The 19122-nt window shown below is 70.3% G+C and carries 18 protein-coding genes and 1 pseudogene; 8 read left to right on the forward strand and 11 right to left on the reverse strand.

Annotated elements, in window-relative coordinates:
• Positions 1-64 precede the first annotated feature (64 nt).
• The 3 genes from AB0927_RS22480 to AB0927_RS22490 form a co-directional block, all read right to left on the reverse strand.
• The gene (locus AB0927_RS22480) at positions 65-880 is read right to left on the reverse strand and encodes a methyltransferase domain-containing protein (protein ID WP_366669448.1); all 816 of its coding nucleotides are present in this window, start codon (positions 878-880) and stop codon (positions 65-67) included.
• 61 nt (positions 881-941) lie between these two features.
• On the reverse strand, positions 942-2069 hold the full coding sequence (locus tag AB0927_RS22485; protein ID WP_366669449.1) for a low temperature requirement protein A: 1128 nt from the start codon (positions 2067-2069) through the stop codon (positions 942-944).
• Positions 2070-2119: 50 nt separating this feature from the next.
• Entirely contained in the window at positions 2120-3487 is a 1368-nt protein-coding gene (locus AB0927_RS22490) for an NAD(P)/FAD-dependent oxidoreductase (protein WP_366669450.1), read from the reverse strand.
• Between the two features lie 234 nt (positions 3488-3721).
• Here AB0927_RS22490 and AB0927_RS22495 point away from each other — a divergent pair, with 234 nt between their 5' ends.
• Positions 3722-4591: a LysR family transcriptional regulator gene (locus AB0927_RS22495; protein WP_366669451.1), complete on the forward strand. Its 870-nt coding sequence runs from the start codon at positions 3722-3724 to the stop codon at positions 4589-4591.
• On the opposite strand, the gene AB0927_RS22500 is transcribed toward AB0927_RS22495, so the two are convergent.
• Together AB0927_RS22500 and AB0927_RS22505 are read right to left on the reverse strand one after the other, a co-directional pair.
• Positions 4584-5765: a CocE/NonD family hydrolase gene (locus AB0927_RS22500; RefSeq protein WP_366669518.1), complete on the reverse strand. Its 1182-nt coding sequence runs from the start codon at positions 5763-5765 to the stop codon at positions 4584-4586. The genes AB0927_RS22495 and AB0927_RS22500 overlap by 8 nt on opposite strands.
• The gene (locus AB0927_RS22505) at positions 5687-6199 is read right to left on the reverse strand and encodes an FAD-dependent monooxygenase (RefSeq protein WP_366669519.1); all 513 of its coding nucleotides are present in this window, start codon (positions 6197-6199) and stop codon (positions 5687-5689) included. Before AB0927_RS22505 ends, AB0927_RS22500 begins: the two co-directional genes overlap by 79 nt.
• Before the next feature lie 370 nt (positions 6200-6569).
• Here AB0927_RS22505 and AB0927_RS22510 point away from each other — a divergent pair, with 370 nt between their 5' ends.
• The gene (locus AB0927_RS22510; RefSeq protein ID WP_366669452.1) at positions 6570-7622 is read left to right on the forward strand and encodes a hypothetical protein; all 1053 of its coding nucleotides are present in this window, start codon (positions 6570-6572) and stop codon (positions 7620-7622) included.
• Positions 7623-7676: 54 nt separating this feature from the next.
• On the opposite strand, the pseudogene AB0927_RS22515 reads toward AB0927_RS22510, so the two are convergent.
• A pseudogene (locus tag AB0927_RS22515) lies at positions 7677-7846 on the reverse strand (alpha/beta hydrolase); the annotation flags it as partial.
• 327 nt (positions 7847-8173) lie between these two features.
• On the opposite strand from AB0927_RS22515, the gene AB0927_RS22520 reads away from it, so the two are divergent.
• The gene (locus tag AB0927_RS22520) at positions 8174-8800 is read left to right on the forward strand and encodes a hypothetical protein (RefSeq protein ID WP_366669453.1); all 627 of its coding nucleotides are present in this window, start codon (positions 8174-8176) and stop codon (positions 8798-8800) included.
• On the opposite strand, the gene AB0927_RS22525 is transcribed toward AB0927_RS22520, so the two are convergent.
• Positions 8763-9632, reverse strand: a complete 870-nt coding sequence (locus tag AB0927_RS22525; protein WP_366669454.1) for a helix-turn-helix transcriptional regulator — start codon at positions 9630-9632, stop codon at positions 8763-8765. The two genes, AB0927_RS22520 and AB0927_RS22525, sit on opposite strands and share 38 nt — an antisense overlap.
• A 148-nt stretch (positions 9633-9780) precedes the next feature.
• On the opposite strand from AB0927_RS22525, the gene AB0927_RS22530 reads away from it, so the two are divergent.
• Positions 9781-10758: an SDR family NAD(P)-dependent oxidoreductase gene (locus AB0927_RS22530; RefSeq protein WP_366669455.1), complete on the forward strand. Its 978-nt coding sequence runs from the start codon at positions 9781-9783 to the stop codon at positions 10756-10758.
• Positions 10759-10918: 160 nt separating this feature from the next.
• Here AB0927_RS22530 and AB0927_RS22535 read toward each other — a convergent pair whose 3' ends face one another.
• Both AB0927_RS22535 and AB0927_RS22540 read right to left on the reverse strand, forming a co-directional pair.
• Positions 10919-12211 carry an MFS transporter gene (locus tag AB0927_RS22535; protein WP_366669456.1) on the reverse strand — a complete coding sequence of 431 codons (1293 nt, stop codon included), beginning with the start codon at positions 12209-12211 and terminating at the stop codon, positions 10919-10921.
• Positions 12212-12318: 107 nt separating this feature from the next.
• The gene (locus tag AB0927_RS22540) at positions 12319-13023 is read right to left on the reverse strand and encodes an SDR family oxidoreductase (RefSeq protein WP_366669458.1); all 705 of its coding nucleotides are present in this window, start codon (positions 13021-13023) and stop codon (positions 12319-12321) included.
• 80 nt (positions 13024-13103) lie between these two features.
• Here AB0927_RS22540 and AB0927_RS22545 point away from each other — a divergent pair, with 80 nt between their 5' ends.
• The 3 genes from AB0927_RS22545 (at position 13104) to AB0927_RS22555 (ending at position 15641) form a co-directional block, all read left to right on the forward strand.
• Positions 13104-13469 (forward strand): helix-turn-helix domain-containing protein, encoded by a 366-nt coding sequence (locus AB0927_RS22545; protein ID WP_366669459.1) that lies wholly within the window; start codon positions 13104-13106, stop codon positions 13467-13469.
• Between the two features lie 308 nt (positions 13470-13777).
• Entirely contained in the window at positions 13778-14461 is a 684-nt protein-coding gene (locus tag AB0927_RS22550; RefSeq protein WP_366669460.1) for an IMP cyclohydrolase, read from the forward strand.
• Between the two features lie 220 nt (positions 14462-14681).
• Entirely contained in the window at positions 14682-15641 is a 960-nt protein-coding gene (locus tag AB0927_RS22555) for a hypothetical protein (protein WP_366669461.1), read from the forward strand.
• Positions 15642-15671: 30 nt separating this feature from the next.
• Here AB0927_RS22555 and AB0927_RS22560 read toward each other — a convergent pair whose 3' ends face one another.
• Complete coding sequence (locus AB0927_RS22560; RefSeq protein ID WP_366669462.1) at positions 15672-16523, reverse strand: hypothetical protein; 852 nt, start codon at positions 16521-16523, stop codon at positions 15672-15674.
• 570 nt (positions 16524-17093) lie between these two features.
• Between AB0927_RS22560 and AB0927_RS22565 the strand changes: the two genes are divergently transcribed.
• Positions 17094-17411 carry an alcohol dehydrogenase catalytic domain-containing protein gene (locus AB0927_RS22565; RefSeq protein WP_366669463.1) on the forward strand — a complete coding sequence of 106 codons (318 nt, stop codon included), beginning with the start codon at positions 17094-17096 and terminating at the stop codon, positions 17409-17411.
• 102 nt (positions 17412-17513) lie between these two features.
• Here AB0927_RS22565 and AB0927_RS22570 read toward each other — a convergent pair whose 3' ends face one another.
• On the reverse strand, positions 17514-18983 hold the full coding sequence (locus AB0927_RS22570; protein WP_366669464.1) for a hypothetical protein: 1470 nt from the start codon (positions 18981-18983) through the stop codon (positions 17514-17516).
• Between the last annotated feature and the right edge of the window lie 139 nt (positions 18984-19122).

Here is a 19122-nt window from a genome sequence, read left to right on the forward strand (position 1 = left end):
GGCACGGAACCCGACGGCCCGTTCGTACCGCGAGGCCCGCCGCTGGAAGCCGGCTGGTCGGGGCTCAGGGATGTGCCGTGGTGATGCGCAGTTCGGTGTGGATCGCCAGGTCGCCATCGGCGGTTCGTGCTGCCTCCATGACGTCGAACGCGGCGGCTTTCGCCTCGCCGAGGCGGTCTGCGGGCAGGAGTTCGACGACGCGGCGCGCCCCGTGGGACTGGATCCACTCCCACCACTGCTGTGGGCCCGTGAACCGGGTCTCCAAGGTGTGCTCGGTGATCTCGATGCCGGACCAGCCGGCCAGCAGGTCGGTGGTCGAGGCTCGGTCGCGGAAGCGGTCGGCGGGGCGGTCCGGCGGGTTACCTCCCGGTCGAGGTGGCACGAAGGAGCCGAGGGTCTTCATGGCCCGGTCGAAGACGGGGTCCTGCCTGCCGAAGGTGGAGAAGGCGAGCCTGCCACCGGGGCGGAGCAGCCGCCGGTATTCCAGCAGGGCGTGCTCGGGTTCGGGCAGGAAGAAGATGACGAGCCCGGCGAGGATCAGGTCGAAGTCGCCGTCGGGGAAGTCCGGCACGGCCGCGTCTCCGAGCGCGATCGTCACATGGGGCAGGTGCGCGGCGGCTTCGGCTGTCAACGAGACCATGGTCGGCGCCAGATCTATGCCGACGACCGAACCACCGGGGCCGGTCGCCTCGGCCGCGGGGAAGAGCACGTGGCCGCGTCCGCAGCCGACATCGAGGAGCCGGTCACCGGGTCGAATCCTCGCCCGCTCAACCAGGAGACGCCCGAACGGGCCGAAGAACTGCGGACCGACCTGTTCGTACGCGGCCGCCGACCGGTCGAAGACGGCAGCCCTGGCCGCCTTGGCTTCCGAGGGGTTCATCGTCCGATCGTGTCATGCCCATTCGTCTTGGCCCAGCGCGGAATCGTACCCGCGGGCCCGGTCACCGGCGGGGCACCGTGACCACCGCGACCAGGGCCGCCATGAGCACACCGGCGAGAAGCGCGGGCACCGGTGACCAGGCGGCCACCAGGACGCCGACCGCGGCGACGGGGAACGGAATCCGCTCGGCCAGGCTTCTTTGGTGTGGCCGCAGGTGCACGACCCAGACCGTGATCAAGAAGACGGCCGCGGGAACAGTGACCGCTGCGCCGACAGCAGTCGGTGCGGCCCCGTTGTGACGCGTGACGTGATCGGCGTACGCGGCCAGTCCGGCGCCCTCCGCGGTCGCCGAGGCGAAGAGGAGGTAGTGGCCGTAGGCCCAGGGGAATCGCCTCCGGTGGGCCTGGTGCGTCGTGGCGAGAAGCGTGTACGCGGAGCTGGCGAAGTACAGCCACCACATGGCGTACGCCATGAGCAGGCCGCCGGCCGCCAGCGCGTACAGCGAACCGGTGCCGTGATGCCGGTCGAAGGCACTGCGGACCGCGACGGTGGCGGCTGCGACGGACTCGCCGAGAACGATGAGGGTGAACTGTTCATAGCGCTCGGCGATGTGGTGCGGATGCCAGGGCGTCATCCCGGCGGACTGCGCCCACACCGGGACGGACACCTCGGCCAGGATCATCACCACGATGCACGGAAGCCGCACCGGACCCGGGACGAAGAGCAACGCCACCCAGCCGAGCTGGCACACCGTCACCCCCGCGGCGAAGCGCAGCGTGGTTCTCCGCCGGGTGGGATCGGACAGCGCGGCACGCAGCCACAGCGCGGCCAACGCCGTGCGCAGCACGACGTACCCCAGGGTGATGACGTGCAGGTCCCCGTCCTCGAACGCGCGGCGCACGCCGGCGGCGAGGACGAGCGATCCCGTGACCTGTACCAACACCGTCAGCCGGTACATGACGTCGTCCGCGTCGTAGGCGGAGGCGAACCAGGTGAAGTTCATCCACGCCCACCAGATGGTGAAGAAGACCAGCCCGAAGCGCAGCGCGCCGCTGCCGTAGTCCCCGTCCGTCAGCGCCCCGTGCAGGCTGGTGGACGCCTGCGCCACCGCGACGACGAAGCACAGGTCGGAGAAGAGTTCCAGCGAGGTGGCGGATCGGTGCGGTTCGCCGGGGTCGCGGCCCGTCATGGCGCGCCACCGCCTGCCACCCCGGTCCGCCCGCATGGTCGGGGCGCCGTTCAGCGGAGGGCTCCCAGGGCCGCCTCGATCGTCCGGTGGAAGGTGGGATAGGTGTAGATCATGTGCCGAAGCCGGTCGACGGGCACCTCGGCGTGGACGGCCACGTTCAGCCCGTACAGCACCTCGCCGCCCATCGGCCCCGCCGAGGTCGCACCGATCAGCACCCCCCGGTCGGCGTCCTCGACGAGCTTGATGAACCCCTCGTTGCCCGCCCCGTGAATCCAGCCACGCGTCGAGGAGGCGACGCTCACCACGCTGGTGCGCACGCGCAGCCCCCGCTCTCGCGCCTGTAGCTCCGTCAGGCCGACGGCCCCGATCTCCGGATCGGTGAACGTGACGCGAGGCAGCGCCCGGTAGTCGGCGGCGGGTCCTGGCTGCCCGAGGATGTCCCGGACGGCGATCTCGGCCTGGTACATCGACACATGGGTGAAGGCGCCCCGGCCGGTGATGTCGCCGACCGCCCACAGCCCCTCCCCGGCCCGCATCAGCCCGTCCGTGGGGACGGCTCCCGCCGCCGGGTCGAGCCCCACCGTTTCGACCGCCAGCGGAGTCAGGTCGGCCTCGCGTCCGGTCGCGACCAGGAGCCGCTCAGCGCTCAGCAGCCGTTCATCGCCCTCAAGGCGGACGGTGAACCCGGAGCCGTCATGGCTGACCTGCCGCGCCCGGGTGCCCGTGAGGACGGTGACGCCGTCCGCGCGCAGCGCCTGAGCGGCCAGCTCCCCTGCTTCCGGCTCCTCCTGCGACAGCAGCCGGTCCTGCCCCTCGACCACGGTGACCGCACACTTGAAGCGGGCGAAGACCTGGGCGAGTTCGACGCCGATGGCGCCCCCGCCGAGCACCACCATGGAGGCCGGCAGTTCCTTGGCGGCCATGGCGTCCCGGTTGGTCCAGTACGGCGTTCCCCCCAGACCCGGCACCGGGGGGATCCGGGGCCGGGTGCCGGTGGCGAGCACGACACCGCGCCGGGCCTCGAAGATGCGGTCGCCGACCGTCACCCGGTGCGGCCCGGCGAGGCGCCCCCTCCCCCGGACGAGCCGACCGCCCTTCGCTGTGAAGCGGTCCGCGGCCACCTGGTCGTTCCAGTCGTCGGTGGCCTCGTCACGGATCCGTCCGGCGACCCTGGCCCAGTCCGGAGTCACGACCGCTTCACCGGAGAGAGCGGGCACCCGGCCCGCCTCGGCGAGCAGGTTCCCGGCCCGGATCATCATCTTGCTGGGCACGCACGCCCAGTACGGACACTCGCCTCCGACGAGTCCCGACTCGACCCCCACCACGTCCAGTCCCGCTTCGGCCAGCGTGCCGGCGACGTACTCGCCGCCCGGCCCCAGCCCGACGACCACAACATCCGCCTGCTCGTACGCGCTCATGCCTCTCCTCGTTCCGCCGGCTCCCCGGGGATGGACTCTCCCGGCCGACGCTAGAGCGGCCGGCAGGCGGCCCGAGTCCACCGGCGCACGGAAGCTTGCCCGAGAGCGAAACGAGGCACACGAGACGCTCCTCACCGACGCGCACGACGCCCTGTCGTCCGCATACGATGCGGCCAAGATCGAAGCCCGTCGCCTTCACCGCGGACGGAGCACTGCCTGACCGGGGAGCGGATGATGGATCTGCGGCAGATGGAGGTCGTCGTCTCGGTGGCGGACACGGGCGGTTTCACGGCGGCGGCACGGCGGCTGCACGTGGTCCAGTCGGCCGTGTCCAGCACGGTCCGCGCCCTCGAACGCGAACTGGGTACCCCCTTGTTCGACCGCACCACACACCGCGTCTCCCTCACTCCGGCCGGCGAGGCGTTCGTCCCCGCCGCGCGCGCGACGCTCCGCGCCGCCGAACTGGCCCGGGAGGCCGTCGACGCGGTTGGGGGGCAGCTGCGCGGGCGGGTGACGGTCGGCACGATGCAGGGGGTATGGGCGGGACTCCACCACGCCTTGGCCGCGCTGCGTGCGGAGCATCCCGGCGTGGTCGTGCAACTGCGGCAGGCGGCCGTCGCCGACATCCGGCAGGCACTGCGTGAGGGCACGGTGGACCTGGCCGTGGTGGCGCTCGACCGCCAGCAGCAGCGCGGGCTCACGACCCGGGTGCTCTCCAGCGAGGACATGGTGCTGCTGGCGGCGCCCCGGCGGGTGCTCGCCGGAGCGACACCGAACGGCGAGGTCCGGCTCGCCGACATCGCCCAGTCGCCCCTGGTGGACTTCACACCCGGCTGGGCCATCCGCTACGCGGTCGACCGGGCCTTCCGAGCCGCGGGCGTCGACCGCAGCACGACGTTCGAGGTGAACGACATCGTCGCGGCAGCCGAACTGGTCCGCAACGACCTGGGCGTCTGCATCATGCCCAAGTCCATTGCGGACCGCTTCCCCGATCTGCCCCAGTACCGGTTCGACCGGCATGCCCCGAATTGGAAGATCATGGTGGTACGACCTCCCGGCGAGGCGTCACCGGCGGTCGCCGCGCTGCTGCGGCACATCACCTGACGGCGACTGGGCCGCGCTCGGCCGCCGCCGTCGTCGTGAAGGGCAGCACCAGGCGGGAGGGGTGCGCCGCGTCCTGGTAGATCTTGTGGGTGACGGGCCGGCCCACTGGGAGGTGGAAGGCGTCCGGCGGCAGCAGCGCGTTGTGTTCGTCGGCGAGCGGCTCGTCGTTGGACAGTTCCGCGACCAGCCTGTGCCCCGGCAGGAAGGTCGCCGCGAAGGGGTAGATCCGCAGCACGTACTCCTCGATCTTCCCCGGCTCAGTTGGTGTCCGCTGGTCGATCTCGGCGAAGAGGTGGGCCGCGCCCTGGCCGATCATCTCGGTGGGCTCGGTGAAGGGGGCGGTGGACCAGCTGAGGATCTCCACCTTGTCGGTGACCGTGAGCGGTGCTTGGCAGAAGCCGTCGGGGGCGGCGTGTCCGGCGCCCATCAGCTCGGGTTCGAAGGAGAGTTTGCGGCGCGGGCGGAAGTACAGCGAACGGAACTCGACGTCCTTCGGGGGCCACTGCGCGCCGGTGGCGGTCTCGTGGGAACCTTCGACGTGGACGGTGACCGCGGGCTCGTCCATGACGCCGTTGTCGATCCCCTTGAGCCAGTACTCGTACCAGCGGAACATCTTGTCGTGCTCCTCGACCCAGGGACGCGACTGCATGGGCGGGTACGGGCCGATCTGGAGCCAGACCGGGATGTCGATGTTCGGTGCGAGGGTGATCGGGTTGCGTGCTTCGTACCAGTCGCCGTCGACCTCGTTCATCACGATGTCGAACCACGCCTCGTGGTGCTTCGGGTAGTTGAGCACATGGACCAGGTTGGGCCAAGCGGCCACGTCCGGGGCGTTCAGGCGCTCGGCGACCCGCTTCTTGATCTCCTCGGCCGAGTACGTCTCCAGCATGCGGGACTTGACACCGTCGGTGAACGCCCAGCCGGAGTCGCCGCCGCGCCCCTCTCGGGCGGCGCGCGGCATGAACCACATCACGCCGCCGTGGTACGTCGTCTCGTAGAAGTCGTAGTGGCCGCCGCTGACGAAGATGGCCTTGAGGCTCGGCGGGCGTTCGGCCGCGGCAAGTACCTGCATCGAGCCGAAGCAGGAGATGCCGATCATGCCGACGTTGCCGTCGCACCACGTCTGCGCGGCGACCCACTCGATGAGACGTCGTTGATCTCGTCCTCGGTCCAGCCCTGTCGGGAGATGCCCTGGAGCTTGTCGGTCACCGGCTTGCGGGCGGCCTGATACCGGACGAGGCCTTCCTTGAGGGAGCCCGCCTCGCGCAGGGCGTCGGCGAGCGCGCCCGCGTCCTCGATGGCGGAGTTGGCGCCCTGGCCCTGGTGGTGGAGCATCGAGTGCGCGGCGTCGCCGACGAGGACGACGGAGTCCGAGTGCCAGGTGGCGACCGGGTCGATGTCGTAGACGGCGCGGATGTTGACGGTGTCCATGTCGAGGCCGCGGGTGATGTCCACCAGGCGCTCGTCGAAACCCTCGACCGTGCGCAGCATGTCCTCCTTGGTGACCTGCGGCGTCCAGGTGCCGTCCGGGCACAGGGCGGTGATGTCGAAGGACACCTGGCCGCGGTGGCGCAGCGGCAGCAGGGCGCCCCGGGGTCCGCGGCCCACGGCCTGGCACTGGACGCCCTGGGCAGCGGATTCAGCACCGCGTTCCTGGTGTGCGCCGCGGCCGCGGCCCTCACCGTGTTCGGCATGATCGGCCTTCACACCGGCAATCGCGCCGCGGACGAGGCGCCCTCATCCGTGTCATCCGCTACGTGGTCAACTCCTTGACGTCGTTGCGGTTTCCGCCAATGAGGATGACCGCGAGCGACCTCGAAACCATGCTCGACCGCACCGGCCCGGCATCTGACGAGGCGGGCACCACGAGTCTCCGGGCGTCCTACTGGCACCACGCTCCGGGCAGGTCGTGTGAGGAATCCTGGGATTTATGCCACCGTTTCCCTGTGTCCGCGAACCGGCGGTTAGCGTGGCGCGGGTGACTCGACAGAGGACTTTCCGGACAGAGGCATCCCATCGATTACGAGCCAGACCGGCCGCCCTGATCAGGTCCGCCGCCCTGGCGTGCGCGGCCGCGCTGGTCACCCTGGCCGTCCAGGCGCCCCCGGCGCTCGCCGACGACGCCACGATCTGCGGCCACCATGTCGGTGGGGACATCCTGAAGAAGTACCAGGACATGGGCGGGGAGCAATCCCCCTTGGGCTGCCCCACGACGGACGAACTCACCACTCCGAACGGGCGCGGCAGGTACAACACCTTCACCGGCGGCTCGATCTACTGGACCGCCACCACGGGAGCACACCCGGTCTGGGGGGCGATCGGCGCCAAGTGGGGCGCCCTCGGCTGGGAGACCGGCACCCTCGGCTTCCCGACCGGCGACGAGCTGACCAACCCCGACGGTCAGGGCAAACGTCAGCAGTTCGAGGGCGGCACCGTCTACTGGCACCCCACCCTCTCCCACGGCGCCCATCCCGTGTGGGGAAAGATCGGGGAGTTGTGGGGGCAGTACGGCTGGGAGAGCGGGCCGTTCGGCTACCCGACGTCCGACGAGCAGCCGGATGACCCGGACAAGGAGGTCTTCCAGACGTTCTCGTCCCACGGTCTGTCCATCTTCTGGAGCGCGAGCAACGGCATCGAGGGGTGCCACGGCGAGTGCGTGGGCTACGAAGGCACCACGGGGACGGACTGGTTCAGGAAGGTCCGGGTCGAGATCCCGTACGGGACCAGCAATGCCGTGGTCCGGCCATACCCCACGGACGACGGATACCGTGACGCCCGCACCGACTTCCAGGGCGCGTGGGCGCAACTGTGGCAGGTGGTGCCCTATCCGAACGACGTGGACGAGACCGAACACCGTTCCCTGTTCGAGCAGTTCGCCTGCCATGCCAAGTTCGTCGTCGAGGATCCCCTGGACGACAGCGGCTGGAGCACCGGACCGACCTTCGATCTGGAGTCCTGGCACGCGGACGTAGGCATGGACAACGCCACGAGCCTGGTCTACTTCCTGCAGCATCGGTGCAACTGGGACTGAGCTTGTCCACACAGGGGGCCGGGCAACTCGCGTCCGGCCCCCTGTCGCGTCTGAGAGCCGTGCCGCGTCGAGGACGGCCTGGACGAAGACCGCGGGTGCCTTCTGGGGGAGGTTGTGGCCGATGCCCTCGACGACCCGGGTCTCGTAGGGCCGGTGAAGCGGTCGCGGGTGCCGTCGCCGGGCGCGGTGAAGGGGTCGAAACGGGGGTTCAGGGTGATCGTCGGGCGCGAGTCCCGGCCCACCAGCCCAGGACCGGGCTCCACGTCCCCGTCCTTCCTGGCGGCAATGGCCGGATACCTGGCGGCGCACCGGATCGACCATCTCAAGGCGGTGCCGTCCCACCTGGCAGCGGCGTTTTCGGCCGACGGCGCCGACAAGGTGATGCCGGCGAAGCCCGTGGTCCTCCGCCGGCCCGGCCCGGCCAGGGTCCGGCATCTGAGAGTCCCCCCGGCGAGGGGCCGGCGACCAGGCAGTCCTGGCTGGTCTCCCGGGGTCTGCTGCTCGAACCGGGGCCCCCGCGGACGCTGACGATCGCGACCTTCGTCAACCAGGTGGGCAGCGGTCTGTTCATGATCAGCGCGGCGCTCTTCTTCACCTGCTCCGTCGGCCTGTCGGTGGAGCGGGTCGGCCTCGGCATGGGTATCGGCGCGCTGGTCGGCCTGCTGTCCGGCGTACCGATCGGGCGGTTGGCCGACCGGCGGGGTCCCCGAGAGGTCTACCTCGTCACCCTGTGCGTCCAGGCCGCGGCGATAACTTCCCCGGTGCTGGTCCGCTCGTTCCGGCTGTTCGCACTGGTGGTCTGCCTCACCGAGGCAAGCGCGCTCGTCATCGGCCGACTGTCGCATCTGGAACCGCTCGGAGCCCCGGCCGGCGCCAGGCAACGCAGCGCGATGAAGGACTACCCGTACCTCGTCTCTGGCGCCCGCGCACGCCCCGGGCCAGTACCCCGGCATCTCCAAGATCGCCAACGGTCTGGCCGACATCGCCTCGCCGTCCGTTCTCGGCCTGCTCTGCATCAGTTGGGGCGCCCCGGGCTGGTTGTCGCAGGTCGAGCGAGCACTCGGTCCGTGACCGTTAGTAACCGGCGGCGCCAGTGTGGTTCGCCCAGTCGGCTTGGCGAAGCGGCTCGGCAGTCGCCGGTCAGGGAAGCGCGGTGGTGGTACGGCGGCCGCCTGTGACGCGAAGAAGGTCGAGTTTCCCCGCGTCGTCGCTTCCGGTCGCGGCCGTGTAGGTGACCATGCGCAGGTCGACGCCGGGGACGATGAGGACGTCGCAGTCGAGCAGGATGTCACCGATCTCCGGATGCCGGATCGTCTTGCGGTCAGTCGTGTGCGGGGCGGCGGTCGACTGCGTGGCCCAGTGACGAGCGAAGACGTCGGATGTCTCGCGCAGTTCCGTCACGAGTCGATCGAGTTGGGGGTCCGCGGGATAACGGGACACGGCGTCCTTGAGATCCGCGACGATCGACGCCTCGGAGGCGTCCGGTCCGCGCTCGGACCGGATGGGAGGCATCGAGGCGTGTGCGACGCCGTTGCCGAAGACCGCCCGGGCGAGGTTGCGTTCGGCGGTCGGGAGGGCGGAGGGGTCGCCGTGCAGCGCGCTCCACATGGTGTTCCACCACACCAGGGTCCAGCCGGCGGTGAACACGCCGATCGGGACGTCACCGAGGCGCACAGCAAGCCGTTGGATACTCGGGGGCACATGGGTGCTGACCGTCCCGTCCCGTGGCGGCAACAGCCCGGCGCTTCGGTACAGCTGGTCGCGCTCCGCACGGGAGAGCTGAAGTGCCCGGGCGAGGGCGCCGACCACTTGGTCCGAGGGGTTCCTCGCACGACCCTGCTCCAGACGCAGGACGTAGTCGACGGAAAGCCCCGCCAGTTGCGCCAATTCCTCACGGCGCAGCCCCGGAGCCCGACGGCCTGCCGCCACGGTGAAACCGGCGTCGGCCGGGGAGAGGCGGTCGCGCCAGGCTCGCAGGAGTGCGGCGAAATCGGAGCGGGAGGCGGCCATGACTCCATTCTCGCAGTGCGGCACCGCATCAGCCTGGGTACTGCCGGTCCTACTGACGAGGAGGGCACTGGTCGTTGGTGGTGGAAGCAACGAAGGTGCAACTGCGTCCAAGCCGGACACCATCGGCTGACCAGTGAGGGAGCCTTCCATGAAACACACCATCGTGATGACGGGCGCGAGCCGCGGGATCGGCCGCGTCGCCGCGGAACAGATCCTGCGCCAGTCACCGGATGTGCGCCTTCTCGTCGTCGCCCGAGGCTCCTCCGGCGCCCAGGTCGCCACGGAACTCGGCAAGGGCGGGAACACGGTCTCGCACATCGCGGCAGATCTCGGTTCGTTGGACAGCGTCCGCTCGGCCGCCACCCGGATCCGGGACCTGCTCGACAGCGGTGAGCTGCCGCCGCTGCACGGCTTCGTGGGCAACGCGGGTATCCAGTACACGAACGCGCTCACCGAGGGACCCGACGGGTTTGAGGCCACGTTCACGGTCAACGTGCTCGCCAACCACGTGTTCGTCCGCATGCTCCAGGACCGCTTCGTCGCTCCCGCCCGGATCGTGATCACCGTCAGCGACACTCATTTCGGCGACTTCAGGCACAACCTGGGCATGGTGCCCGGCCCGGCCTGGAAGTCGCCGGACGTCCTCGCCCGCACCGGCGCGTTCCCCGAGCCCGACACCGCGGCCGCCGGCCGCACCGCGTACTCGACGAGCAAGCTGGCCGCCATCTATCTCGTGCACGAGTACGCGCGTCGCCTGCCGGCCGGGATCGACATCGTCGGCTACAACCCGGGCTTCGTCCCCGGTACCGGCCTCGCGCGCAACGCAGACCCCGTCTCCCGGTTCGCGATGCGGCGCATCCTGCCGGCGATGACCCTCACTCCGTTCGCCACCAGCCGCCATGCGGCGGGCCGCTACCTTGCCGACGTCGTCCTCGGCTCGATCCAGGCGCCGACCGGTTCCTACGTCGACCGCAATCGTGTGGATCGCTCGTCGGAGGAGTCCTACGACCCGCGGCGTGAAGGCGAACTCTGGGATGCCGCTGAACGGTTCACCGCTGCGCGAGCGGCCAGGGATGCGTTCACGCTGTCTCGACCGTGTAGGCGTGCGGCGCCGAACACCGCCTGAAGCTTGAGGGCTTGAGGACTTGAGGGGTTGAGGGACGGTTCCGGGGGCGGAAGACCACCGCCGGCCTCGGCGGCGCTCCGGGAGCAGATCTCGTCGACCGCGCGCGTGCCGCAGCGAGGGGCCATGAGAGGGCCGCCGTACGCCGATGTTCGACGGGCCCTCAGTCCGGCTGGTGCGCGCGCAGGCGGTCGGACCAGTTCACGACGAGCGGTACGGCCTGGCCGACGGCGAGGAAGAGAGCTCCCATGACGAGCCAGCCCGGCTCGCCCCAGCCGAGGCAGACGAGGCCGAGCAGCGGCGGGCCGACGGCGTTGGACAGGCCCTGACCGATGGCGAACAGACCCGAGTACTGGCCCTGCGCGTGCTCCGGGGCGAGGCCGAAGGACAGCTCGAACGAGGCGGCGGAGTGCCACAGTTCGCCCACCGTGTGGACGATGACACCGAGTACGACGACGACCACGGCGATCCATCCGGGCGCACCGGCCGCGACCGCGATGAGAGCGGCGGCCAGGAGGAACGCCGCGCCCGCGCGGCGCGCTGTCCGGCCGGCCGCCGCGTTGTTGTCGACGCCGCGGCTGACCCGTACCTGGAGACAGACCACGAGGGCGGTGTTAACCGCCACACTCGCGCCGACGAACCATCGCGGCGCCTGAGTGTGCCCGATGATCCACAGCGGCAGGGCGAAGATCAGCACCTGGGTCTGGATGGACATGATCCCGTCCAGGACGGTGAGCACCACGTACGGCTTGTCCTTCAGGGCCGGCCAACGGCCGCCCTCCGCCGGGGCCCGCACCGGCGGCACGGACGGAACGCGGGAGGCGACGGCCGCGGAGAGAAGGAACATGACGGCGGTGCCGAGGACGAGGCTCACGTACGCGGTCCTGGTGTCCAGCTGGACGACGACGCCGGCCGCCAGGGCTCCGCAGCCGACGGCGATGTTGTTGAGGGCGCGCAGGTAGGAGCGGTAGCGGGTGGGATTGGGGGCGCCCAGGGCGCGGGTCAGCGGACCGCGGGCGGCGGTGCCGGCCGAGATGGCGAGTTCGGCCACGCACAGGAACACGATCAGCGAGGGAACGGCGCGCACGAACACCAGCCCCGCCACGGCGAGGGCCTGCACGACGACCGCGAGCCGGAAGACCTCGCGCGGGCCGCGCCGGTCGGCCAGGTGGCCCACGGGGACGCCGGCCGCGAGTCCGATCAGGGCGGCGGCGCCCAGGGCGAATCCGACCCGGGCGACCGGAAGGCCCACGGAGCGGGTGAAGAACAGCGCGGCCCCCGAGATGAACAGACCCTTGCCGATCTGGTTGACGAAGGTCGCAGCGGCGAAGGCGCGTTGGGGGCTCGTCTCGGGTATGAGGCCGCGGGCCACCAGCCAGGCCGGTAACCCTCCTGCGCTGCTCTTCTCGGCCGGCGTCTCGCTCTCGCTGTGCCGACGCCGCGTCCTGGTGTCCAACTGCTGTCCCTCCGACTCTGGTTGATGACGGACGCTCGGGCGCTCCCCTGGCGCAAGGGCCGTCCGCGCCGCGTGGCTGCCGGGTGCTCTCGGGTTCGCCCCCGGGTTCAGGCGGACCTGTGGCGGGCGCCGCCGTCGATGTGGATCGTCTCGCCGGAGACAAAGCCCGCACGCAGGAGCCACATCACCGCCTCGACGACGTCCTCGCTCTCGCCGTGGCGTTTGACGAGGGTCGCGTCCGCGCTCTTGCTCAGCAGGGCGGCCTTCCTGTCACCGAGGCGGTCCCATGCGCCCGAGTCCACGACACCCGGCGATACGGCGTTGACCCGGACCGGCGCCAGATCCGCCGCCAGGTGGCGCGCGGCGAACTCGACCGCGCCGTTGGTGACACCCTTGACGAGCGATCCGGGCCCGGGGCGCCAGCCGACCACACCGGAGAACAGCACCATCGACCCGGTCGGCCGCAGTACCGGCGCGAAGTGCTTGGCCACCAGCATCGGGCCGACCACCTTCGCCGTGAACGCAGCCAGCAGCCTGCCGCGGTCCAGTTCGGTGGCGCGGACGTCGTGCGGCGCCGAACCGGTCGTCACGATGTGGTCGATTCCGTCTTCCAGAAGCTGCGCGGCGGCCGCGAGCGTCGACTCGTCCTGAAGATCGACCCGTACCGCTGTGGCGCCGATCTCGCCCGCCAGCGCGTCGGCCGCCGCCCGGTCGCGGGCACCGACGACAACGTCGTACCCGTCCTTCGCCGCACGCCTCGCGACGGCCGCGCCGAGCGCCCGTGCGCCTCCGATGACCAGGATCCGTTCCATGCGTCTCGACTCCCTTTCGTAGGGTCAGATCTGACGGTATGGTTTTGATACCGGTATCTACAACGAAACTGGGAGCGGCGATGGGCAAGGCGTACAACGTGATGGCGGCGACCTGCCCGAGCCGCACGGTGCTGCACCGCATCGGCGCCCGCTGGACCGTGTTCGTCGTCAACGCCCTCGCCGACGGCCCCCGCCGCTTCACCGAACTCAAGGGACACATCCGGGGTATCACCCCGAAAGCGCTGACCGAGACCCTGCGCTCCCTGGAGGCCGACGGTCTGATCAGCCGCCACGACTACGACGAGAACCCGCCCCGCGTCGAGTACGCGCTGACACCGCTGGGCCGCTCCCTGCTCGTCCCGCTGCGCGCCGTGCGGGCCTGGGCCGAGGAGCATGTCCCGGACATCGAGGCGGCCCGCGCCCGCCAGCCGGTTCCTGACCCGTGAGCCGGCAGCCGGCACGAACCCTCCGGCCGCACGCTGGCCGCGGCCCGGGTGACCGTCGGCGGCAGACCCCAGAGCCCGCAGCTTTGTCGCCGTACCTGGGCGACGACGTGGCCGGGACCGGCGCCAGCCTCAACCTTCCGTCCTCCGGCTGCGCGAACGGAGGCACCAGGTGATGGGCGCATGGGCCGCCGTGGACCGGCTGGGGGGAGCAGCCGCGCGGCTGGCCTGGGCGTGCCGCTGCACTCCCTGTTCGCCTTGGACGAGCTGAGACGCCATCAGGTCTCGGACTGATCAGAAAGCACAACCGGATGCCCAACCTGCATGACGTATTGTCCACCAACCCGTATCCCGGCCGCGGAGTGCTGTGCGCACGCGCTCACTCCGGTGCCGTCCTGGGCGGCTACTTCCTCACCGGGCGCAGCCCGGCCTCGCGTGACCGTGCCCTGCGCCTGGTCGGGGGCGACCTCCTGGTCGGCCCGCTGACCGAGACGGAGCACGACCCGCTGCGCCACTACGCCGCTGCGACCACCGCCGGGGACTGGCTCGTGCTCGGCAACGGCGAGCAGGTGTCTCAGGTGGCGCAGCGCCTGACCACGGGAGCGGCACCGGCCGAAGCGCTCGGCGGGCTCGAGTACGAGCCGGACCCTCCCATCCGCACCTCCCGCATCACGGCGCTGCTCCACCGCGACGCGGGGCGCACCGCGGTGTTCGGCGCGGCCCGGCCCAGCCGTGGCAGCCGCCTGACGACCAACGTGATGACGCTGACCGTCCAAGCCCTGGAACCCGGCGAGGCTGTCCTGTTGACGACTTATTTCTCCGACGGGGAGCAGGTTGCCGTCGCGGATCCGTTCGTCGAGACCTCCGTCGAGGCGAAGACGGGTGAGAACCTCCTGGAGGAGATCTGGTCCGCGCTCGACCCCCGGTTTCGCATCGCCGCCACGGTGGTGGACCCCATACAGGGACCGGCCTCGGCGATCCAGCGCTCCGCCTGACCGACACCCTCCAGCCCGGCGGCCGGTCGGCCGCCGGGCCCGACCGACGTCACGCGAGATTTCCGGCGCATCACCACGCTCTGTGCCGCACACACAGGCCGCGTGTCGGCGTCGGTTGCCCTTCCAGACCCGGCCCTCGCCCCGTCCCCTGTCCTTGTGGACCTGGACGTTGGGCATGCCGTGCACTGGGATGGAGTTCCCCGGAACCTGAGGAGTCTGTGTGCGTGCGACTGGAAAGCGTCCCGATTCCGAGCGCCCGGAGCACCGTGGAGCCGCGATTGCGCCGGTCGAGAGAGTCCGTACGCCGGAGCGTGCGTACCGGCCCGGCCGGGGCCGCCTGTCGGTCGACCTGATACAGGACCTGCAGGGCACGGTCGGGAACCTGGTGGTGTCCCGGATGGTGGGCGGGCATGAGGGCCCGGCACCCGCACCGACCGGTGGGGTGCCGGTGCAGCGCGTACTGGAGCCTGCCGCGACGCGGCTGGAGCACTACGCGAATGCCTTCGAGGACGGTGGCGAGCGTGAAGGCATGGTGGCCAAGAACTCACCGGCGCTCGCCGCGTTCGGTGAGGAGTTGCCCCCGAAGTTCATCGAGTTGGACGAGACGACGTCGAACTACGTGCCGGATCCCGAGCAGCCGGAAGCCAAACCCCCGTTGTCCGGTGGGCACTTCAAGAACGTCTTCGGCAAGGACAAGGATAGTGACCGCGCTGTCGCCGTGATGATGGAGAACTACCGGGCCAAGGAGGAGAAGTACACGGCAAGTGACGCGTTCATCCACCAATGGTCCCAGGCGCAACAGCTCCTGGATCAGGAGGATGTCTCGCGCAGCCGGCTGGAACGGCAGGCGGCGGCCGCGCTCGGCAACCGCACGGAGGTCACGGACGTACCGGACCGCCTTCCGAACTCCATCTACCGGCAGAACGTCTCGGGGACAGCGGCCAAGGCGGTGCTGGGGGCGCTGCTGCCCGAAGGGAAGGACACGTTGACCTTCAAGGAGGGCGAGGATGAGTTCGAGAGTGTGATGGGGACGGTGAACGGCAAATCCACCCTCAACATCGTACGGACGTTCAACCAGATCAAGAAGGACTCAGGAGGCCCGCAGTACCGGATCAAGGGCGGCGGCCTCAGGCGGGTCGGCGAAAACTTCCAGCTGAGGTTCGACATCGTCGAGGCGTGAGGGCTGTCCCGGCTCTACTCCTGAAAGTACTCACGGCGCATCGTCGATCATTCCGAAGGCTTCGGGGAACTCATCGAGGAACTCGCGGCGAGCTGGGTCGCTCTCGGCGGCCGCCATCTCCCCGATCAGCTCGATCAGCTCCTGTCGCTGATCATTGGGCAACGTGCTGACCACGTGGGCGACGCCCTCCAGCACCTTGACCGCGTCGTCCGGGTTCATCTGCTCGTCTTCGCAGCCGTCGATGAACCACAGAACATCGACCAAGGCCTCGGCCAAGGCACGAGTCAGGGACGGGTACGAAGACGTCATCACGACGGCCTCCCAGCAGATCAACGGCAGAGTCCGGCCATCCCACCACGCCACACTGACATCACGATCCGTGAGCCCCCGCATGCGATAGGTCTGCCCGCCCAGTTTCTCCAGTGTGGCGCGGGGCGTTGAGGAGTCGCTCGCCCAGGACCAGCGCTCGGCCAGTACGCGGCAATGCCGTCGGGGCCGGGGCCAGGTGGTGCGGGTGCCGGGCGCCGACGTGGTCGACGGCCATCTGCGTGCCGCGCACGAACAGTTGGTCGCCGCGTTCGCGCGCGGGCCCGATATGCGCGTGCGCACGACACTGAGGGTGCCCATCACGTCATACGTGGCGATGGCAGGCCGGTCGGGCCAGAGGGCCAGCGACACGGTGATCGGAACGTGCGCCCACTGGTCGAGCTGGTCGGCCAGGGCATCGTGCTCACCGGCGTCGACGCCGCTCCCTCCGCCCCGGTTCTCGACGGAAGCACGGCGCGCAGATGGCGGGGGAACTGCCTGGCATCTGCCCTGCGCGGCGGTGCCACCGGCTGTTCTTCCGGCGAACCATGGCAGGACCTCGCCCGGATGCAACACGTGACAGACACCGACGGAGTCCGATGCCCAACTATCCGCGGCCGCCATCCGACCCCGAAGTCGAGGCGGCGATGACCGCCCCGGCCGAACAGATCCCGGCGCTTCCGCCCGGGTCGGTCCCGGTCTACGGCAAGCCCCTCTACCCGTCATCTCAGACGAGACCCTGTCCGCCGCCGGGATCACGCGCTGGAACGCGACCATTCCCGGCCGCCTGATCGGTGCCGGCGCTGGAGGAGAGTTCGTCGCAGGCACCGCGCTCTTGGCCCGCGACGCAATGGACCCGGACGGGATGGGAGGCCGCTGCTGGGCGACCGGTGCGGTACCGACGACGCGTCGGTCTACGCCGCACCCGTCCGCGCGCGACCGACCTCCAGTCGCACGTATGGCCCGGCAACTACCACGGACTCGACATGCTCGCGCCGGACTCCGGCAGACACGGGCGGCGATCGCGGCCCGGGACATGCCTGAGCGCGGGAGCGGCATACCTTCCGGCGCATGACGGGACGGTCCGCGCCAAAAGGAACGGTCACCGGGGATCGGTGGCCTCGGAAAAGGAGTTGAAGGAGAAATATGAAGGCAGCACGGTTCTACGGCAAGGAAGACCTCCGCATCGAGGAGGTGCCGGAACCCAGTCCCGGCCCGGGGCAAGTGAAGCTACGCAACGCGTTCGCCGGTATCTGCGGCTCCGACCTGCACTTCTTCTTCTATCCCGAGTCGCTGCCGTTCTCCCTGGACGAGCCGCACCCGCTGAGCGGGGCCACTCTGCCGCAGATCCTCGGTCACGAGTTCTCCGGCACTGCGCTCCCCCTCCCACCGTGGCGTCAGCACACGACGCACATCCGCTCCCCCGCATCGACCGCACCAACACAGCCGACAAAGGCCCCGTGAACCACCACACGCCGTCCCTTCCAAGCCCGAGCCCCGCTCCCCCCGATCGCAACCAAGGGGCCACAGCGAAGAGATCGCGGTTTCTCCGCGGGCACGCTGGTGTCACAGGCCTGCCAAGGCGAGGAGCCGGTGCATGTGTTCGGGCGGCAGGTTGGGGTTGCCGGCCGCGGCGGCAGCGACCGGTTCCGATGGATCGGCCAGCAACTGCGTCAGCTCGCGGGTCAAAAGCCGGGGATGGCGCGCGATCGCGCGGCGCACCGCGTGATCGGGATCGGCGGCCAGGCGATGGACGAGTTCCACCGGCAGGTCGGGGTCGCGCGGGGCCAGTTGCCGCATCCGCGGGTCGGGATCGGTGGCCAGACGCCGAAGGACGTCCGCCGGGAGGAGGAAGTCATCGACCGGACGCCACCGGGTCTTCTTCTCCGGGCGGTAGCCGCGATCGATGCGTTCGGCGGTGGCGGGGTCGATCCGGTCACGGGCGTGCAGGGCCATGGTCGTACGGACGCTGCTCTCCTCGTCGTCGAGCAGCCGGGCCACGACCGGCGCAGGGAGGCGGTCGGACATCGCGGCGGACGCTCGGAAGCAGACGTAGGGCGAGTCAACGTACGGCAAGGGGTCAGCGGTCACCCACGGCAGACGCAGTGCCCGGAGCTCCGCGTACGCGATCCGGCTCACGATCTGCCGTTCAAGCGCCTCGTCGTCCAAGACTTGGGGATCGGTGAGCCAGTCCGGCCCGGGCACGTCGGACAGGATCTGCGCGTGGATCGCTGCGCGGGTCGGCTCGGGGGTGTCCTGGCGGGCGAAGACGCGGAGCGTGACCCGCGGGCTGGGGTCCTCGGCAAGGATGTCACGCAGCGGCGGCGGGAGGTCGGGGTGCTCAGCGAGTTCCCTGCGCACCTCCTCGTCCGGGTCGTCGGCCAGCCGGCGGGCTCTGTCGGCAGCCAGCGTGCAATGGCGCACCGCTCCGGCGCGGGTGACCGGGTCGTCCATCAGCGCCGGGAGCAGGTCGGCAGGCGGGACGGGATGGGGAAGCCGTCGGTAGTAGGTCGCACAGGCTGCTGCGCGCACCGCGTCCTCGGGATCCGTCAGCAGAAGCCGACGCACCGCTTCCGGGGCCTGCGGCCACCATTGGGCAAGCGTCGCCCGGATCTTCGGTTCCGGGTCGGCCGCCAGCCGGGCGCGCAGATCCGCCGGCACGTGATCGCTCTCCGCCAGGTGCTGACGCACCCGCGGGTCGGCGTCGCCGAGCAGCCACTCGAACAGCTCTCGCGGCGCGTCGCCCGCGCCGACCACTACAGCCGCGCGTATCGCCGGATCCGGATGCTCGGCAAGCGTCATCCGGAAGGCATGCGGAAGGCTGCGGTTGAGCGCGAGCGAGTGCGTGAGCCAGTGATCGCCGAGAGCGGCGATCTCGGCGATCATGTCGTCGGTCAGGTCCGGGCGCTTGGCAACGCTGCCGAAGCCCCCGCGGTGGGCGAAAAGCCGGCGGACGAGCTCGGGCGGTAGCGCGGGGTTCCCCGCGAGTCCCTCCACCACCTTGTCGAGGTGGACCGGCGGCGTGACGTCCGACACGGCAAGCGCCCCTTCTGGCTCGGCGAGTTGACCGCCGAGTCTGTCATGCGCGGTCGTCCTTTGGCGCTCCGCCAAAGACAGACGGGGAACTTCATCGAGCGGTCTGTTCCATCACCGAGCCCGGAGTGGGCGGAACGGC

It is taken from the genome of Streptomyces sp. NPDC048106 (genome assembly GCF_040706415.1).
Taxonomy (GTDB): Bacteria; Actinomycetota; Actinomycetes; order Streptomycetales; family Streptomycetaceae; genus Streptomyces.

What these genes read in the sequence shown, in the direction of transcription:
- AB0927_RS22480 (WP_366669448.1), bottom strand. Translation starts at nt 880, where the DNA reads ATGAACCCCTCGGAAGCCAAGGCGGCCAGGGCTGCCGTCTTCGACCGG.
- AB0927_RS22485 (WP_366669449.1), bottom strand. Translation starts at nt 2,069, where the DNA reads ATGACGGGCCGCGACCCCGGCGAACCGCACCGATCCGCCACCTCGCTG.
- AB0927_RS22490 (WP_366669450.1), bottom strand. Translation starts at nt 3,487, where the DNA reads ATGAGCGCGTACGAGCAGGCGGATGTTGTGGTCGTCGGGCTGGGGCCG.
- AB0927_RS22495 (WP_366669451.1), top strand. Translation starts at nt 3,722, where the DNA reads ATGGATCTGCGGCAGATGGAGGTCGTCGTCTCGGTGGCGGACACGGGC.
- AB0927_RS22525 (WP_366669454.1), bottom strand. Translation starts at nt 9,632, where the DNA reads ATGGCCGCCTCCCGCTCCGATTTCGCCGCACTCCTGCGAGCCTGGCGC.
- AB0927_RS22530 (WP_366669455.1), top strand. Translation starts at nt 9,781, where the DNA reads ATGAAACACACCATCGTGATGACGGGCGCGAGCCGCGGGATCGGCCGC.
- AB0927_RS22540 (WP_366669458.1), bottom strand. Translation starts at nt 13,023, where the DNA reads ATGGAACGGATCCTGGTCATCGGAGGCGCACGGGCGCTCGGCGCGGCC.
- AB0927_RS22545 (WP_366669459.1), top strand. Translation starts at nt 13,104, where the DNA reads ATGGGCAAGGCGTACAACGTGATGGCGGCGACCTGCCCGAGCCGCACG.
- AB0927_RS22550 (WP_366669460.1), top strand. Translation starts at nt 13,778, where the DNA reads ATGCCCAACCTGCATGACGTATTGTCCACCAACCCGTATCCCGGCCGC.
- AB0927_RS22565 (WP_366669463.1), top strand. Translation starts at nt 17,094, where the DNA reads ATGAAGGCAGCACGGTTCTACGGCAAGGAAGACCTCCGCATCGAGGAG.